12 protein-coding genes are annotated in these 16076 nt (G+C 58.1%); 7 read left to right on the forward strand and 5 right to left on the reverse strand.

The window, feature by feature from the left end; translation table 11 throughout:
* Window positions 1–78 precede the first annotated feature (78 nt).
* The gene (ppsA, locus tag ACB040_RS05245; protein ID WP_338771402.1) at window positions 79–2451 is read left to right on the forward strand and encodes a phosphoenolpyruvate synthase; all 2373 of its coding nucleotides are present in this window, start codon (window positions 79–81) and stop codon (window positions 2449–2451) included.
* A gap of 102 nt (window positions 2452–2553) precedes the next feature.
* On the opposite strand, the gene ACB040_RS05250 is transcribed toward ppsA, so the two are convergent.
* A complete protein-coding gene (locus ACB040_RS05250) occupies window positions 2554–3012 on the reverse strand; it encodes a hypothetical protein (RefSeq protein WP_064342001.1) in 459 nt (152 codons plus the stop codon).
* 18 nt (window positions 3013–3030) lie between these two features.
* Window positions 3031–4905 carry a S8 family serine peptidase gene (locus ACB040_RS05255; RefSeq protein ID WP_338771398.1) on the reverse strand — a complete coding sequence of 625 codons (1875 nt, stop codon included), beginning with the start codon at window positions 4903–4905 and terminating at the stop codon, window positions 3031–3033.
* 607 nt (window positions 4906–5512) lie between these two features.
* Between ACB040_RS05255 and ACB040_RS05260 the strand changes: the two genes are divergently transcribed.
* Window positions 5513–6298, forward strand: a complete 786-nt coding sequence (locus tag ACB040_RS05260) for a MetQ/NlpA family ABC transporter substrate-binding protein (RefSeq protein ID WP_050552791.1) — start codon at window positions 5513–5515, stop codon at window positions 6296–6298.
* 85 nt (window positions 6299–6383) lie between these two features.
* On the opposite strand, the gene ACB040_RS05265 is transcribed toward ACB040_RS05260, so the two are convergent.
* Together ACB040_RS05265 and ACB040_RS05270 are read right to left on the reverse strand one after the other, a co-directional pair.
* A complete protein-coding gene (locus ACB040_RS05265) occupies window positions 6384–8234 on the reverse strand; it encodes a DUF3413 domain-containing protein (RefSeq protein ID WP_005352950.1) in 1851 nt (616 codons plus the stop codon).
* Window positions 8235–8281: 47 nt separating this feature from the next.
* Complete coding sequence (locus ACB040_RS05270; RefSeq protein ID WP_005333874.1) at window positions 8282–8509, reverse strand: YejL family protein; 228 nt, start codon at window positions 8507–8509, stop codon at window positions 8282–8284.
* 73 nt (window positions 8510–8582) lie between these two features.
* On the opposite strand from ACB040_RS05270, the gene yejK reads away from it, so the two are divergent.
* From yejK to ACB040_RS05295, 5 genes are all read left to right on the forward strand, one after another.
* Entirely contained in the window at window positions 8583–9632 is a 1050-nt protein-coding gene (yejK, locus tag ACB040_RS05275) for a nucleoid-associated protein YejK (protein ID WP_371153545.1), read from the forward strand.
* Between the two features lie 408 nt (window positions 9633–10040).
* Window positions 10041–11222, forward strand: coding sequence for a maltose/maltodextrin ABC transporter substrate-binding protein MalE (gene malE / locus ACB040_RS05280; protein WP_005333871.1), 1182 nt, complete (start codon window positions 10041–10043; stop codon window positions 11220–11222).
* Window positions 11223–11297: 75 nt separating this feature from the next.
* Window positions 11298–12950, forward strand: coding sequence for a maltose ABC transporter permease MalF (gene malF, locus ACB040_RS05285; RefSeq protein ID WP_005333870.1), 1653 nt, complete (start codon window positions 11298–11300; stop codon window positions 12948–12950).
* Window positions 12951–12962: 12 nt separating this feature from the next.
* Window positions 12963–13853 (forward strand): maltose ABC transporter permease MalG, encoded by an 891-nt coding sequence (gene malG, locus ACB040_RS05290; protein ID WP_005333868.1) that lies wholly within the window; start codon window positions 12963–12965, stop codon window positions 13851–13853.
* A 68-nt stretch (window positions 13854–13921) separates the two neighbouring features.
* On the forward strand, window positions 13922–15058 hold the full coding sequence (locus ACB040_RS05295; RefSeq protein ID WP_005333867.1) for an ABC transporter ATP-binding protein: 1137 nt from the start codon (window positions 13922–13924) through the stop codon (window positions 15056–15058).
* A 112-nt stretch (window positions 15059–15170) separates the two neighbouring features.
* Here ACB040_RS05295 and ppk2 read toward each other — a convergent pair whose 3' ends face one another.
* On the reverse strand, window positions 15171–15986 hold the full coding sequence (ppk2, locus tag ACB040_RS05300) for a polyphosphate kinase 2 (RefSeq protein WP_005361444.1): 816 nt from the start codon (window positions 15984–15986) through the stop codon (window positions 15171–15173).
* Between the last annotated feature and the right edge of the window lie 90 nt (window positions 15987–16076).

The raw sequence follows: 16076 nt of genomic DNA on the forward strand, positions 1-16076 counted from the left end.
CTTACCCATAACCTCATCGATTAAATCGGGCGCACGAGGTGCTATGGCATCGGTGCCCACCAACCTGGAGACATCCAAGTGCAACAGTACGTGCTCTGGTACGAACAACTCGGAATGCAGGACGTAGAACGAGTTGGCGGCAAGAACGCATCCCTTGGCGAGATGATCAGCAACCTCTCTGGCGCCGGCGTATCCGTGCCGGGGGGCTTTGCTACCACCGCCTTTGCGTTTAACGAGTTTCTGGAGTCAAGCGGCCTAAACGGCAAGATCCACCATCTGCTCGACAATCTCGACGTGGACGATATCGCCGCCCTCAACCGGGCCGGTCAGCAGATCCGCGACTGGGTGATCGAAGCCCCGTTCCAGCCCGAGCTGGAGCAGGCTATCCGGGTTGCCTATGAAAAGTTGAGTGCCGGTGTCGAGGCCTCGTTTGCGGTGCGCTCCTCCGCCACCGCCGAGGATATGCCGGACGCCTCCTTTGCCGGTCAGCAGGAGACCTTCCTCAACGTACGTGGCATCGATGCCGTCATGACGGCGGTCAAGCATGTGTTTGCTTCCCTGTTCAACGATCGCGCCATCTCCTATCGGGTGCATCAGGGCTATGACCACAAGGGTGTTGCCCTCTCGGCCGGGGTGCAGCGGATGGTGCGCTCGGATCTCGCCGCCTCCGGCGTCATGTTTACTCTGGATACCGAGTCCGGTTTCAACGACGTGGTCTTTATCACCGGCGCCCATGGTCTTGGCGAGATGGTGGTGCAGGGAGCGGTCAACCCGGATGAGTTCTATGTGCACAAGCCGACCCTCAAGGGGGGGCGCCCGGCGGTGGTGCGCAAGACCCTCGGCTCCAAGCTTATCAAGATGACTTACTCTGACGATGCTGGTCACGGCCGTCAGGTGAAGATTGTCGACACCAATGAGGCCGAGCGCAGCCGCTTCTGCATCACAGATGAGGAGGTGATGGCGCTGGCCAAGCAGGCTCTCATCATCGAGCAGCACTATGGCCGCCCGATGGATATCGAGTGGGCCAAGGATGGTCAGGATGGCCAGCTCTATATCGTGCAGGCCCGCCCGGAAACCGTGCGCAGCCGCCAGGAGGCCAACACCCTCGAGCGTTTTGCCCTCAAGCAAGCGGGCAAGGTGCTGATCGAGGGGCGGGCCATCGGCCACAAGATTGGCGCGGGTCCGGCGCGGGTCATCTCCTCCATCAGCCAGATGGACGAAGTGCAACCCGGCGACGTGCTGGTCACCGACATGACCGACCCGGACTGGGAGCCCATCATGAAGCGGGCCTCCGCCATCGTCACCAACCGGGGCGGGCGTACCTGTCACGCCGCCATTATCGCCCGTGAGCTGGGCATTCCGGCAGTGGTGGGCTGTGGCAACGCTACCGATCATATTCAGCCGGGCCAGCGGATCACCGTCTCCTGCGCGGAAGGGGATACCGGTTTTATCTATGACGGCGAGCTGGACTTCGACGTGGCGGTGACCGAGGTGGGTAATATGCCGCGCCTGCCCATCAAGATCATGATGAACGTCGGCAACCCGGACCGCGCTTTCGACTTTGCCCAGTTGCCCAATGCCGGGGTAGGGCTGGCGCGCCTTGAATTCATCATCAACCGGATGATCGGCGTGCACCCCAAGGCCTTGCTGGAGTTTGACCAGCAAACCCCAGAGCTCAAGGCCACCATCGGCAAGATGATCGCCGGTTACGACAGCCCGCGTGAGTTCTACGTGGCCAAGCTGACCGAGGGGATCGCCACTCTGGGCGCTGCGTTCTGGCCGGAGCGGGTGATCGTGCGGATGTCGGACTTCAAGTCCAACGAGTACGCCAATCTGGTGGGCGGTCGTGGCTACGAGCCCCACGAGGAGAACCCGATGATCGGTTTTCGTGGTGCGTCCCGCTACATTGCCGACAGCTTCCGCCCCTGCTTTGCCCTCGAGTGCGAGGCGATCAAGCGGGTGCGCGATGTGATGGGGCTGACCAACGTCGAGGTGATGATCCCCTTCGTGCGCACCGTGGGCGAGGCGGAGCAGGTGATCGAGATCCTGGCCGAGAACGGTCTGCGCCGTGGCGAGCGGGGGCTCAAGGTGATCATGATGTGCGAGATCCCAAGCAATGCCCTATTGGCAGACAAGTTCCTCGAGCACGTGGATGGCTTCTCCATCGGCTCCAATGACATGACCCAGCTCACTCTTGGGCTGGATCGGGACTCGGGGCTGATTGCCCATCTGTTCGACGAGCGTAACGAGGCGGTCAAGGCGCTGCTGGCGATGGCGATCCAGGCTGCGCGCAAGGCGGGTAAGTACGTGGGGATCTGCGGTCAGGGGCCATCCGATCACCCTGACTTTGCCGCCTGGCTGGTGGAGCAGGGGATCGATTCGGTGTCGCTTAACCCCGATACCGTGGTCGATACCTGGCTCTATCTGGCGGAGCAGCATGGCGCCAAGTAAGTCACTGTCAAAATGAGCAGCATGGCGCCAAGTAAGTCACTGTCAAAATGAGCAGCAGAAAGGGGGCCATAATGGCCCCCTTTGTTATCTGTGTGTCGCGACCTATTTCGGCTGCTGTTCGGCCCCCGACAGCTCGATCTGCACATTAACCCCTTCGCTCTTGAGCTTGGTGGCGATGGCGTTGAGATCGGTGCCCGATTTGGCCTCCAGCAGGGCGATACCGCCGCTGCTCTGTTTGAAGTTCAGGCCGTGGCGAGTCGCCAGCGCCTTGGCGCTGGCATCGTCAGCTTCCACCAGCAGGGTGCCGCTTACAGTCAGCTCCGGGCTAGCGGCCCCTTGCATCAACACGTCACCGCGGCGCAGGGTCTGTTGCGGGACCTTGCTGTCAAGGCTGCGGGCGACCCGCTTCTTGCTGCCGTTGTCAGGAATGAGGTAGGTCTGGCCGTTCACCTCTATGGTGCTGTACTGCTTGCCATCCATGGTGATGGACTCCTGTGCGCAGAGCTGTCCCGAGAGGGGGGCCAGCAGGGTTGCCAGAAGCAAGGTAACAGGTTTGTTCATGGTAATACTCCTAGCGTGTTAGCTGCGGTTGGCATCGTGACCCAGGACCCGCAGGGACCATGAGATCAGCTTGCCCGGTTGGCGATTGTTGCGCTCGGTCAGAGTGGTACGCTCACGGGTTTCGCGATTGAGCAGAGAGACCTGACGGGTTCCGTTGGCAACATCGGTTACTTCCAGTCGCCATGTGCCTTGCGCCGATTCGCCGTAGAACTTGTTGGATAGCATCCGCATGTCGCGCAATCCCTTGGTTCGTACAAAGCCCAGCTGCTGCTGGTCGAGAGATTGGCCGACCAGGCTGTTGAAGGGGCTCAGCAGGATGCTGCGGGTGCCGGCGGGGGAGACCAGTTCGATCAGCAGATCGGGCAGGCGCTGATGATCCAGACTCACCATCACCTGAACCGCTTCTACCGTCAATGGTGTCGCGATGCGGGTAGTGGAACGGGTCGGGCTGTTGCCCACATCCGGGATGGCGGCGGCACTGCCGCTGACATTGATCTTCTGCCACGGCAGTTGCACCAGCGGGGGCAGGGGCTGGTGATTGGCTGCCAGCTCAAGGGCCTTGTTGACGTCGATCAGACCAAAACCGTAAGTGGGGTTGAACCACATGCCGGCGGCATTGCGCTCCCACCCTTCCAGCCCTTTCACATCGCGCACTTTGCCGGTGCTGCTGGTGTAGCTGACCATCACAGGTTTCTGTGTGGCATCGACCCGGGTTGCGCTGCGCGCCAGCAGATCCCGCAGGTCACGTACCGACAGATCCGGGTAGGCAGACATCAGCAGCGCCATGGCGCCGGAGGTGCTGGGGGTGGCGGAGGAGGTGCCGTTCATCACGCCGTTGTAGTCGCAGCTGGCATCCAGTTGCGGGTTGCCGTGCAGCCGGTTGGTGCTGGGATCGTCGGTGCGGTTGTAACCCATGTCGCAGCCGGGCAGATCCGTGGTCACCATCGCCGGAGCGTCGGTACCGTACTCGCCGCCGGTCGCGCTCAGGAAGATGTTGCTGCCGACGCTGGAGTAGGAGGATCTGACGCCATCGGCGTTGAGCGCGCTCACCACCAGGTTCCAGAAGTTGCTGTTGGAGGGATCGAGGTTGCTGTTTTCAAACGGCAATTTGGGACCATTGCCGGTGCGGTTAAGCACATAGCCGCCCGCCGCTATCTTGTTGAAGCCGTTGCCGGCGGCCTTGATATAGGCCGCGCCCTGCGCCTTGAGGGTCTGCTGTTCAAACAGGCGATCAAGCTGGGATTGATCCAGAGAGTTGGCAGAGCGGGGATCCACCACACTCATGCCGTAGCTCTGGTTGAACACCCGGTTGTCGCGGCTGGCATCGCTGTCGCCAAGGGCGTAGAGCCAATCCTTCTGCAACTGCTGGCTGTTGTCATCCAGCAGGTTGAACCCCTGCAACTGGGCTCGCGGGGCAATCCCCTTGGTACCGATGGCGTTGTCCACCGCCGCAATGATGCCGGAGACCGAAGTGCCGTGGGCCGTATCCGGATCGGTCGGTGTCGGGTCATCGCTGCCGGTCACCACGTTTTTCGAACCCGGACGCACGTTGTCCGCCAGATCCGGGTGGGTGATGGCCAGACCATCATCCACCACGGCCACATTGACTCCCTGGCCCAGCACGCCGGTGCGATGAGCCCACCAGAGGTTGAGATCATTGCCCGCTATACCGCCACGGGCGCTGAATCCATCCTGGCCGCTGTTGAGCAGATACCACTGCTGATCCTGCAGGGGATTGGCACCTGGCAGGCAGCGCTCGGTGCTGCTGCGTCCTATATCCATGCCGCTCTCCTTGCCGGTGAGCGGCGCACAACCTTCATTTGCCTGAACGAGGGCACTGGGCAGGGTCGACAGCAGTGCTGTGATCGCCAGTGCTAACGATGTTTGCTTCATTATTTTTTTAACTCCATCTTGGATCGCACCATCCTGAGTGCGACGGAAATCTATACACGGGTGGTAGGGGTTCAAAAAGAGCCATTTTCAAAAAACGCAATGAGGTTCAAAGAAATCCGATCTGGTTTGTGGTAGGTATTCCAATGACGCTGGTTATGTGTTTTATTGAGAATGGTTCTCACCGCTCACTACTGATCTTTTTATCTGTAATTCACTCCTCTCGCGACTCTCCTTCGCCGCAGCCATCTCGATTCGGAGCAATCCCGAGGGGAGCTCGTGCGCTCTTGAACGTGAGTGGCATGGTTGTGTGTGCCAACGTGAGTGCAGCTATGCATTCGGGGGTGACAGCAAGGGTGATGAGGTGGAACCAGCGGTTTATTGCTTGGCGGCGGTGGATGGCTCTGTTATGGTAGTCAAAATAGCCGTTTGGATGGCTAGATTGCTGCGGTTTGAGGGGGGAGGGTAATCTCTGAGAGCCACCCCGCCGCAGTCCCATAGCTTGATGCGTACCTGACAGGGAGTCCCTATGCCGTTTCGTTCCTTCTTATCTTCTCCTTTGACTGCTTCCTTGCGCGCCACTGCTGGCGCCAGCACCTTTATTGCCGCGATGGCGGTCGGGAGCCTCTCTTTTTCCGCGGTTGCCGCCGATGCGTCCTTGCCGACCAAACAGGAGATCGTGATTGGCACCACTGTGGGGGATTTTGCCGACATGGTGACCGATTCCATCAAGCCGCAGCTGGAGGCCAAGGGGTATAAGGTCAAGCTGGTGGAGTTCACCGACTATGTGACTCCCAATATTGCTCTGGCTGACGGATCACTGGATGTGAACTGTTTCCAGCACAAACCTTATCTGGAGAGTTTTGCCAAAGATCGCGGCTTGTCGCTGGCGCCCATTACCCAAGTGCCAACCGGTCCGATGGGGCTCTACTCCGGCAAGTTGGCAGCACTCGACAAGGTGAAAGAGGGGAGCACGGTGGCCATCCCCAACGATCCCACCAATCAGGCGCGGGCGCTGCTGATGCTGCAGGATCTTGGTTGGCTCACTCTCAAAGAGGGGATAAACCCGCTCAAGGCGAGCGAGTTTGATGTGGTGAACAATCCGCACAATCTCAAGCTGGTACTGCTGGAAGCCGCGCAACTGCCACGCTCGCGGGAGGATGTGGATTTCTCGGTGATCAACGGTAATTTTGCCGCCTCCAGCGGTATCCCGTTCAGTGAAGGACTGTTTCTGGAGCGCAGCTACGATTTCATCAACTGGGTGGTGGTGAAAAGCGCAGATGCGGATCAGCCTTTTGCCAAAGATGTGGCGGCGGCCTACAACTCGGCGGCTTTCAAAGCCTATGCAGCCAAGCGTTTCGTCGGCTACAAGTACCCGCAAGGGTGGGGTGGCTAACAGTCGTGAACGTGGCCCGGCTATACAACGAAAAACGCCCCGAATTCGGGGCGTTTTTTATGGTATCAAGCCATCAACGGGCGCTTCACTGGTTGCGATAGAAGCGGTTCAGCTCGTTCATCACCTGGATCATGGCGCCCATATCCGGGGTACCGTGCTTGATCGGGCGATAGCTGTTGCGCTCCAGCAGTTCGAAGTCACCCTGCTTGTTGAAGTGGGTGATGGTGTCCCCTTCATAGATGGCGAAGTCATTCTGATCCCCGGCCAGCAGCCAGTTGCGCGGGCTGGTATCAAACAGCGAGCGGCCAACGCTGTAATCGCGCGCCGGATTGCGCACACCCAGCATCCCCTGCATCAGGGTCGGCGCCAGATCGAAATGGCTGCTTGGTTGTTCCCGAACATCACTGCCGCGCCCCGGCCAGGCCAGTACCAGCGGTACCTGCACCTGATAGGGTGAGTAGTTGCTGCCTGCGCCCCAGCTGTTGCTGCGGGTGTCGTTGAACTCCTGACCGTGGTTGGAGGTGATGACGACGATGGTGTTGCTGTCCATCCCCTGCGACTGCAATTTGGTCAGCATCTGCTCAAGCAACTGGTCGGTATAGAAGACCGAGTTCTTGTAGCGGTTCTCCAGTTTTTGCAGGTTCTCCGCCCGATAGGCGGTCGCCGGATTGAAGTTGGCGAGCTCCGGTTGGAACGGCCCCTTCATGGTGGCGGGCAACTGGTAGTCGCCGGGGCTCGAGAGATAGACCAGCGAGAACCAGGGACGCTCGGGAGAGCGCTTCTCCAGCCACTGTTGCCAGTCGGTCAGCAGCTTGCCATCGTCACTCTGTTCGGAGACAAACACCTGTTTGCGCAGACCGGCGAGGATGCTCTTGCGATACTTCTGGGCATCTTCCATCGCGCCGAACAGCCCGAACTGGTAATCCTGACGCAGCATCTCGTCGAACAGCACCGGCGGACGCTTGTCGCTGCTGATGTCCTTGTAGTAGTGACCGGGCAACCCGTAGAAGAGGCTGAACATGCCCATCAGGTCGTCATTGCCACCACTCAGGTGATTGCGGAACGTCAGATGCTGATCCGCATAGCGCTGCAGATTGGGCATGTTGATGTTGTTGAGCATGTCAAAACGCAATGAGTCGACCACCACAATCAGCAGATTGTTGTGAGTCAGGGGGGCGTTGACGTTGAGCGGGCGCAGCGGATAGTGCATCCGGCTGTCGCTGTTATCCCCCTGGGAAGCAGCCTGCTTCTCGTACTGATCCAGATCCAGCCAGCCATGTTTGGCCAGGAAGGAGCGGGCCGTCATGGGGTAGGAGAGGGGGAAGTTGGCTCTCTGCATGGTGATGGGCTGATAGAGGGTCGCATCCGCCCAGCTGTTGACCACGTGGGTCAGAATAAAGCAGATCAGCAGGGCCAGCCCCACCTGATTGCCGTACTGGCGGCGCTTGCGCTTGTTGATCTTGCGCCAGACATAGGCCGACAGCAGCAGTTGCAGCAGGAAGATGGTGGGCACGGCAACGAAGATGATGCTCCAGATTGAGCCCTCTTCGGTTTGCGCCTGATCCAGCAGCAACTGCCACACCTGACTGTTGAGGTGGAACTTGAACAGCCGGAATACCTGGGTGTCGATCAGCAGCAGCACCAGCGCCAGGGTAGCGATGATGGCCGAGATGAACCGCAACGACTTCTCCTTGGGCAGCACGAAGCTGAGCGGGAAGATCGTCAACAGGTAGGTGACAAAACTCAAAAACGAGAAGTGGCCAATCCAGCTTACAACGAGATAGATCACGCCAAGCGTGGTCGATGGCCAGCTGATGGCACCCAGATAACGGGTGGCGATGAGCATGGCCAGAATAATGTTGAAGAAGGAGAACCAATGCCCCCAGGTGATCAGGCGAGAGACATTATCACGATAGGGGTTACCGGTTTCGACCATAGTGATCCATCTGCGTTGAGAAACGTCAAATCAACAGAGTCGGGGACTCAGTGTGCGTCGTGGCGATTATCGACCGATGCGGTCAGGGCCTGGACAAACTTTTCAGTGATGGCCTGGCGCTGGGCCGGTGCCATACCGTTGATGATATTGGTGGTCAGATTGCCAAGCACCATAAGGCTGAGATCCACCGGCGCTTTATGCTTTTCCAGGGCGGTGATCAGGTCGTTCATCAGGGCGTCAAATTGCTCGTTATTGTACTTTGATACGATAGGCATAATCTTCAGTTCATCTCGGTTCAAAGCGCCTTATAATACTTCACCCTTTCGGCTAACACTATGGCTTTGTGACATGAGTCTCGATATCGACAAGATCATTCTTCACTCCTTGCGCCAGGGCGGCGATGGTCAACCCCACGCCGATACCCGCAGCCAGACCCTGCCCCCTGATGAGGCGGTACAGGGACTGATGGCGGAACTGCATCGGATCTACAACGGCAAGGGCGGCAAGGGCTTTGGCTTCTTTGCTGACCCCGAGGCCGCCGTCGCCGAGCTGGCCGACGGTGAAGAGGCTCCCAAGCAGCCTTCACCCGCGTTTCGTATCGCCCTCGAACAGCTGCTCGACGAGCAGACCGAATTCGTTCCCTTCTCGGTCACCGTGACCCAGATGCTGGTCAAGCAGCTGGTGGAGCACGCCCTCGATGAGCAGGGGGTGCTGCTGTTTGCCAAATATAACTACGTCGGGGTCGATTATCTGCTGATTGCCCTGCTGGAGGGCAAGGAGAGCGTCACCGTCAGCGAAGCGCTGGAATTGCGCCATATCCAGTATCTGGATATCGGCAAACTCAATCTGGTGGCCCGTATTGATTTGACCGAATGGAAAACCCAACCTGATTCGCGCCGCTATATCACCTTCAGCAAGGGGCGCATTGGTCGCAAACTGGGCGACTTCTTTATGGATCTGCTGGGGGCCCGCGAGGGCATGGATGCCAAGGTACAAAATAAAGGCTTGCTGCAGGCGGTTGAAGATTATTGCGACAGTCGTCAGCTCGAACCGACCGAGCGCAATAACTATAAAAAGCAGGTCTTCAAATATTGCACCGAACAGGCGAGTGCCGGTGAAGAGATCGAAATCAAGGAGCTGTCTGCAGAATTGCCTGGCGACGGTGACCTCGATTTTTACAGCTTTATCGGTCAGGAGTATGAGCTGGAAGAGCGCTTCCCGGCGGATCGCTCTACCCTGCGTGGTTTGACCAAGTTTGTTGGCTCCGGCGGCGGTCTGACTCTGAGCTTTGAGCAGAAGCTGTTGAACAGCCGGATCTTTTACGACCCTCAGACCGACACCCTGACCATCAAGGGTGTGCCGCCCAATCTTAAGGATCAGCTGCTGCGCCAGTCGTAGTCATGCTCCCGAGTGTGATCAACTCGTCATTTCTGGCAAAAAGAGACTCCGCCCCGGCGTGGTCTCTTTTTTTATCGCGCCCGGGCAGACCTCGAAACTGGCGCGGTACTTTGTTAACAAATCAAACAAAATAAACCACCTGAAAGGGTTTTCATTGAGGTGAAAACCCTTTCATTAATGAAATTTTATTTCATTTTGGTAATTATTATTCTGTGGTTGTCTGGAATTAAGCCGATAAATGGCCGTAATTCCCTGAAATAAGAAAATGTTTTCAAAACTTTCTGGAAGGAAATACGTAATTGCATTTCAAAAATGCGAGTTGCGTCATGTGAGCCGTTTGCCGCTTGGGATAATATTCATCTCGCACACAATGCTCTTACAGCGCGGAACTAATACAAGGAAAGGCTCATGAAAAAGAAATTGCTGTCATCCCTGATCGGTCTGGCCACTCTTGGCGTCGCTTGCTCTGCTACTGCTGCCATCGATGAAGGCCAGCTGACCATCTGGATCAACGGTGACAAGGGATACAACGGTCTGGCTGAAGTGGGTAAGAAGTTTGAAGCAGAAACCGGCATCAAGGTTACTGTGGCTCACCCGGATCAGGTTGAAGTGAAATTCCAGCAAGCCGCCGCCACTGGCAACGGCCCGGACATCTTCTTCTGGGCTCACGACCGTTACGGTGAGTGGGTCAAAGCCGGTTTGCTGGTTCCGGTAACGCCGAACGCTGCCACCAAAGGCAAATTTGAACAGCTGGCATGGGATGCCATGACTGTTGATGGCAAAACCTATGGCTACCCGGTTGCCATGGAAGCTGTCAGCCTGATCTATAACAAAGACCTGCTGCCCGAGCCGCCGAAAACCTTCGAAGAGATCGCCAAGATTGACGAGACTCTGAAGAAAAATGGCAAGCGCGCCATCATGTGGGCTTATGACACCCCGTACTTCAGCTATCCGCTGGTGGCTGCCAACGGTGGTTATGCCTTCAAGAAAACCGCTACCGGTTATGACGTCAAAGATACCGGCGTGAACAACGCAGGTGCCAAGATGGGCGTGGGCTACATCTCCGAGATGATCAAGTCCGGTCACCTGGAAAAAGGCATCGACTACGGTGTGATGGACGCCAAGTTCAACAAGGGCGAAGTGGCCATGATGATCAACGGTCCCTGGGCCTGGAGCAACCTGGACAAGAGCGGCATCAAGTACGGCGTAGCGCCGCTGCCGACCCTGAACGGCAAGCCGGCCAAAGCCTTCGTTGGCGTACTGGGTGCCACCATCAACGCTGCCAGCCCGAACAAGGATCTGGCTATCGAGTTCCTGGAAAACTACCTGCTGACCGATGCCGGTCTGGCGCCGGTTAACGCCGACAAGCCGCTGGGTGCCGTTGCGCTGAAATCCTTCCAGAAGACCCTGGAATCCGATCCGCACATCAAGGCCACCATGCTGAACGCCCAGGCTGGTGAGCCGATGCCATCCGTTCCCGAGATGAGCCGTTTCTGGTCTTCCTTCGAAACGGCCCTCAAGAACGTGACCTCCGGTCGTCAGGGTGTTGACGAAGCTCTGGATACCGCTGCCAAGCGTATCGTTCAGTAAGCACGCACTACCCGGGAGGCCGTCATGGCCTCCCACTCTCTCAAATCTCTCTTGGCGTTATAAAGGTTAATTGGCATGGAAGTAGTACCTTCTGTTGAGTCCTATGCCGGTCCGAAGGATAAGCACACCTGGCTTAAGTGGACCATAGCGGCCCTGGTTGCCATCCTCAACGGCTACGCAGCCGTGATGATGTACGCCAGTGGCGAGTGGGTATTCGCGCTGCTGGATCTGGTGGTGGTTTCCGTCGGTCTGTATGTCTTCATGAACAAGAAGACCTATGCCCATCGCTACATCTTTCCGGGTGTTGCGGGCATGGTTGTGTTTATCATCTTCCCTCTTGCCTACACCATTGGCATTGCCTTCACCAACTATTCGGGGTCCAACTTGCTCTCCGTGGAGCAGGCGCGGGACTACCACCTGAAGAAAACCTACAAGGTGGCGGGCGGTGAATTCGATTTTACCCTGCTGGGTGGCGACAATGGCCAGTTCCAGCTGCTGCTGACACAGGATGATCAATCCTTTATCAGCCAACCTGTTTCCCTTATGACCAACAAGGCCCGTGAGCTGGCGTCCCGCGAGGGCCGTGTGCAGAACACCCAGCAAGTGGTCGAGCTGCAGCCCTTCACTGGCGAAGCGGCCAGCAAGGCCGCACCGATCCGCGCCATTGTTGAACATCGTACTCATCTGAGTGACCTTGATCTGGTACTGCCGGATGGCGGTACCCACCTGACCCTGAGCAGCCTGCGCAAGTTTGCCGCCCAGAAGCAGCACTACACCCGTCTGATGGATGGTGCCGTGCTCAAGTCCGGCGTGGTGATCAAAGACAGCAACCTGCTGCGTGATACCCAGAATGGCGAGCTGATGCTGCCCAATGGCGAGACCGGCTTCTATCAGTACATCGACGAACAGGGTCAGTTTGTCGGCAAGGGTATTGCTCCGGGCTTTGTGGTGAGCGTCGGTTGGAAGAACTTCGCGCGCATCGTCACCGATCCGGGCATCCAGTCACCCTTCCTGCAGATCTTCATCTGGACCGTGATCTTCTCAACCTGCTCCGTCGCTTTCACCTTGGCTATCGGCATGGTGCTGGCCTGTCTGGTGCAGTGGGAAGAGCTCAAGGGGCGCGGTTTCTATCGGGTCATGTTGATCCTGCCCTATGCGATCCCGGCGTTTATCTCCATCCTGGTGTTCAAGGGGTTGTTCAACCAGAACTTCGGTGAGATCAACATGTTCCTGGAAGCGGCGTTTGGCATCAAACCGGACTGGTATACCAACCCCTTCCTGGCCAAGGTGATGATCCTGATAGTCAACACCTGGCTCGGCTACCCCTACATGATGATCCTCTGCATGGGCCTGCTCAAAGCTATTCCGGAAGATCTCTATGAAGCGTCCGCCATGGACGGTGCCGGCCCGGTACAGAACTTCTTCAAGATCACCGTGCCGCTGCTGATGAAGCCGCTGACACCGCTGTTGATTGCATCGTTCGCTTTCAACTTCAACAACTTCGTGCTTATCCAGTTGTTGACCAACGGTGCGCCCGACATCATCGGCGCCAGCACTCCGGCCGGTACCACCGACTTGCTGGTGAGTTATACCTACCGGATTGCGTTCCAGGGATCGGGTGGTCAGGACTACGGTCTGGCCAGTGCCATCGCCACAGCTATCTTCCTCATCGTGGGTGCGCTGGCGCTGCTCAACCTGAAATTGTCCAAAGCCGACAAGCAGCTGTAAGGAGGCTTCAACATGGCAATCGTACAACCCAAATCAGTCAAATACCGGGTGTGGGCAACCCACCTGGTCATGTGGGGCTTCCTGGCGTTGATCATCTTCCCGTTGATCATGGTTATCGCCATCTCGTTCCGTAACGGTAACTTCGCGGTAGGGGAGATCATCCCCTCCAATCCGACGCTGGATCACTGGAAGCTGGCGCTGGGCATGTCCATCACCAACGCCGACGGCAGCATCACGCCGCCGCCGTTCCCGGTGCTGACCTGGTTGTGGAACTCCATCAAGATCGCCGGCATCACTGCCCTGATGATCGTGACGCTCTCCACCACCTGTGCCTACGCCTTTGCCCGCCTGCGTTTTCGTGGCAAGTCCACCATCCTGCAGGGCATGCTGATTTTCCAGATGTTCCCGGCGGTGTTGGCGCTGGTAGCCATCTACGCGCTCTTTAACAAGATTGGTGACTACATCCCCTGGCTCGGTCTCAACACCCACGGTGGCCTGATCCTGGCGTACATGGGTGGTATCGCCCTCCACGTCTGGACCATCAAGGGCTACTTCGAGACCATCGACTCCTCCCTGGAGGAGGCGGCGGCCATCGACGGTGCGACCCCGTGGCAGGCATTCCGTCTGATCCTGTTGCCCCTGTCGGTGCCCATCCTGGCGGTAGTGTTTATTCTGGCCTTTATCGGTTCCATTACCGAGGTGCCCATGGCCTCCATCCTGCTGCAGGATGTGAACAATCTGACCCTGGCGGTCGGGGCCCAGCAGTACCTCTATCCGCAGAACTATCTGTGGGGTGATTTCGCGGCGGCCGCAGTGCTCTCCGGTTTCCCCATCACTGTGGTCTTCCTGTTGGCACAGCGCTGGTTGGTTGGCGGTCTGACTGCTGGCGGTGTGAAAGGTTAAGTTTATGGCCGGGGGAGCAGACTCCCCCCGCTATCACGATTTGCAAAGATTCAAGAGCGGAGCTCGTCATGGCTGAAGTAGTACTCAACAACGTTCGCAAAAATTACGATCCGGCTGTTCACAAGGACACCCTGCGCAACATCAACCTCTCCATCAAGGAGGGCGAATTCATCGTCTTCGTCGGCCCGTCCGGCTGCGGTAAATCCACCCTGCTGCGGATGATCGCGGGTCTGGAAGACATCACCAGCGGTGAGCTGACCATCGGCGGTCGCTACATGAACGACGTGCCGCCGGTAGAGCGCAACGTCGGCATGGTGTTCCAGTCCTACGCCCTTTATCCGCACATGAACATCTACGAGAACATGGCCTTTGGTCTGAAGCTCAAGAAAATGGACAAGGAGAACATCCACAAGCGGGTGATGCGCGCCGCCGAGATCCTGGGTCTCGAGCCGCTGCTGGACAGAAAGCCCAAGGCGCTCTCCGGTGGTCAGCGTCAGCGTGTCGCCATCGGTCGCTCCATCGTGCAGCAGCCGCAGGTGTTCCTGTTTGACGAACCGCTCTCTAACCTGGATGCCGCGCTGCGGGTCAAGATGCGGATCGAGATCGCCAAGCTGCACAAAGAGCTTAACTCCACCATCATCTACGTGACCCACGATCAGGTGGAAGCCATGACCCTGGCCGACAAGATTGTGGTGCTGAGCCCGCTCAAGGCCGAAGCTGCCACCAACCTGGAACAGTTCGGTTCACCGCTGGATCTCTACCACAACCCGGACAACAAGTTCGTGGCGGGCTTTATCGGCTCTCCCAAGATGAACTTCCTGGCGGGCGAGCTGCTGGAGATTGGCGAGCAGGAGTGCCTGGTCAAGTTGACCTCTGGCGATACCGTGCGGGCCCGGGTCGATGCCCGCAGTGGCGCTGTGGGTGACAAGGTGGAGCTGGGTATTCGCCCCGAGCACCTGATGCCGCTGGATCACCCCCATGCGCACAGCAAGGTGAGCGGGATCGTGCAGGTGGCCGAGCACCTGGGGGCCGAGTCCTTCGTTTATATGGATGTGGATGGTCACGACTTTACCGTCAAGGCCACCTCGGATGTGGATGTGGCGACCGGTCAAACCTACAGCGTGGGTATCCCGGCCGAAGCCTGCTATCTGTTCGATGCCAAGGAGCAGGCGTTCCCCCGGACCGCCAAATATATCCGTACCTGATTTTTTGTTGTGCTGGTTTTCCTTTCTTAATAATCAATGCCTTTTTGCCGGTCGTCAGACCGGCTTTTTATTGCCTGCGATCTGAACATGCAGATAGGCAAGGTAACCCGGTTCAAGCCTCGAGTTCGGCGGTAATATCGGGCACAAAGGTCTGGCTGGCCAGCGGCGGGCGCTCATACCCTTCGGTCTTGATGGGGGGGAGCTTGATAGGCTCGTAGTGGATCGCCTCGTAGGGCACCTTGCTCAGCAGATGGGCGATGCAGTTGAGGCGGGCACGGCGTTTGTCATCTGCCTCCACCACGAACCAGGGACAATCCTCGGTGTCGGTGTAGGTGAACATGTCATCCTTGGCGCGGGAGTACTCCACCCAGCGTGAGCGGGATTGCAAATCCATCGGGCTGAACTTCCAGCGCTTGATGGGGGTGTTGATCCGCTCCTTGAAGCGCTTCTCCTGCTCCTCATCGCTGACCGAGAACCAGTATTTGATCAAGGTGATGCCGGAGCGGATCAGCATCCGCTCAAACTCGGGGCAGGCGCGCAGAAACTCGCGATACTCGGCATCGCTGCAAAATCCCATCACTCGCTCGACTCCGGCCCGGTTGTACCAGGAGCGGTCAAACAGCACCATCTCGCCAGCGGCGGGCAGGTGGGCCACATAACGCTGAAAGTACCACTGGGAGCGCTCTCGATCGGAGGGGGCGGGCAGCGCCGTGACCCGGCAGACCCGGGGGTTGAGCGGCTCGGTGATCGCTTTGATGACGCCCCCTTTACCGGCGGCGTCCCGTCCCTCGAACAGCACCACCACCTTCAGTCCCTCCTGCTTGACCCACTCCTGCAGCTTGACCAGCTCCTCCTGCAGATGGGCAAGGTGGTGCTCGTAGCACTTCTTGTCCAGACGCGGCCGCTTCTTGCTCTTCTCCTTCGCCATGGGCTTCTCCTTTTGGCATCCTTTCATGGGTGACTTCTTTGAGTCACTGTCAGCTTGCACCAGGGAGGCGTCACCTGCCAAGGGGGACGT

The sequence above is a fragment of the Aeromonas sp. S11(2024) genome (genome assembly GCF_041402345.1).
In the GTDB taxonomy this organism is placed as follows: domain Bacteria; phylum Pseudomonadota; class Gammaproteobacteria; order Enterobacterales; family Aeromonadaceae; genus Aeromonas; species Aeromonas veronii.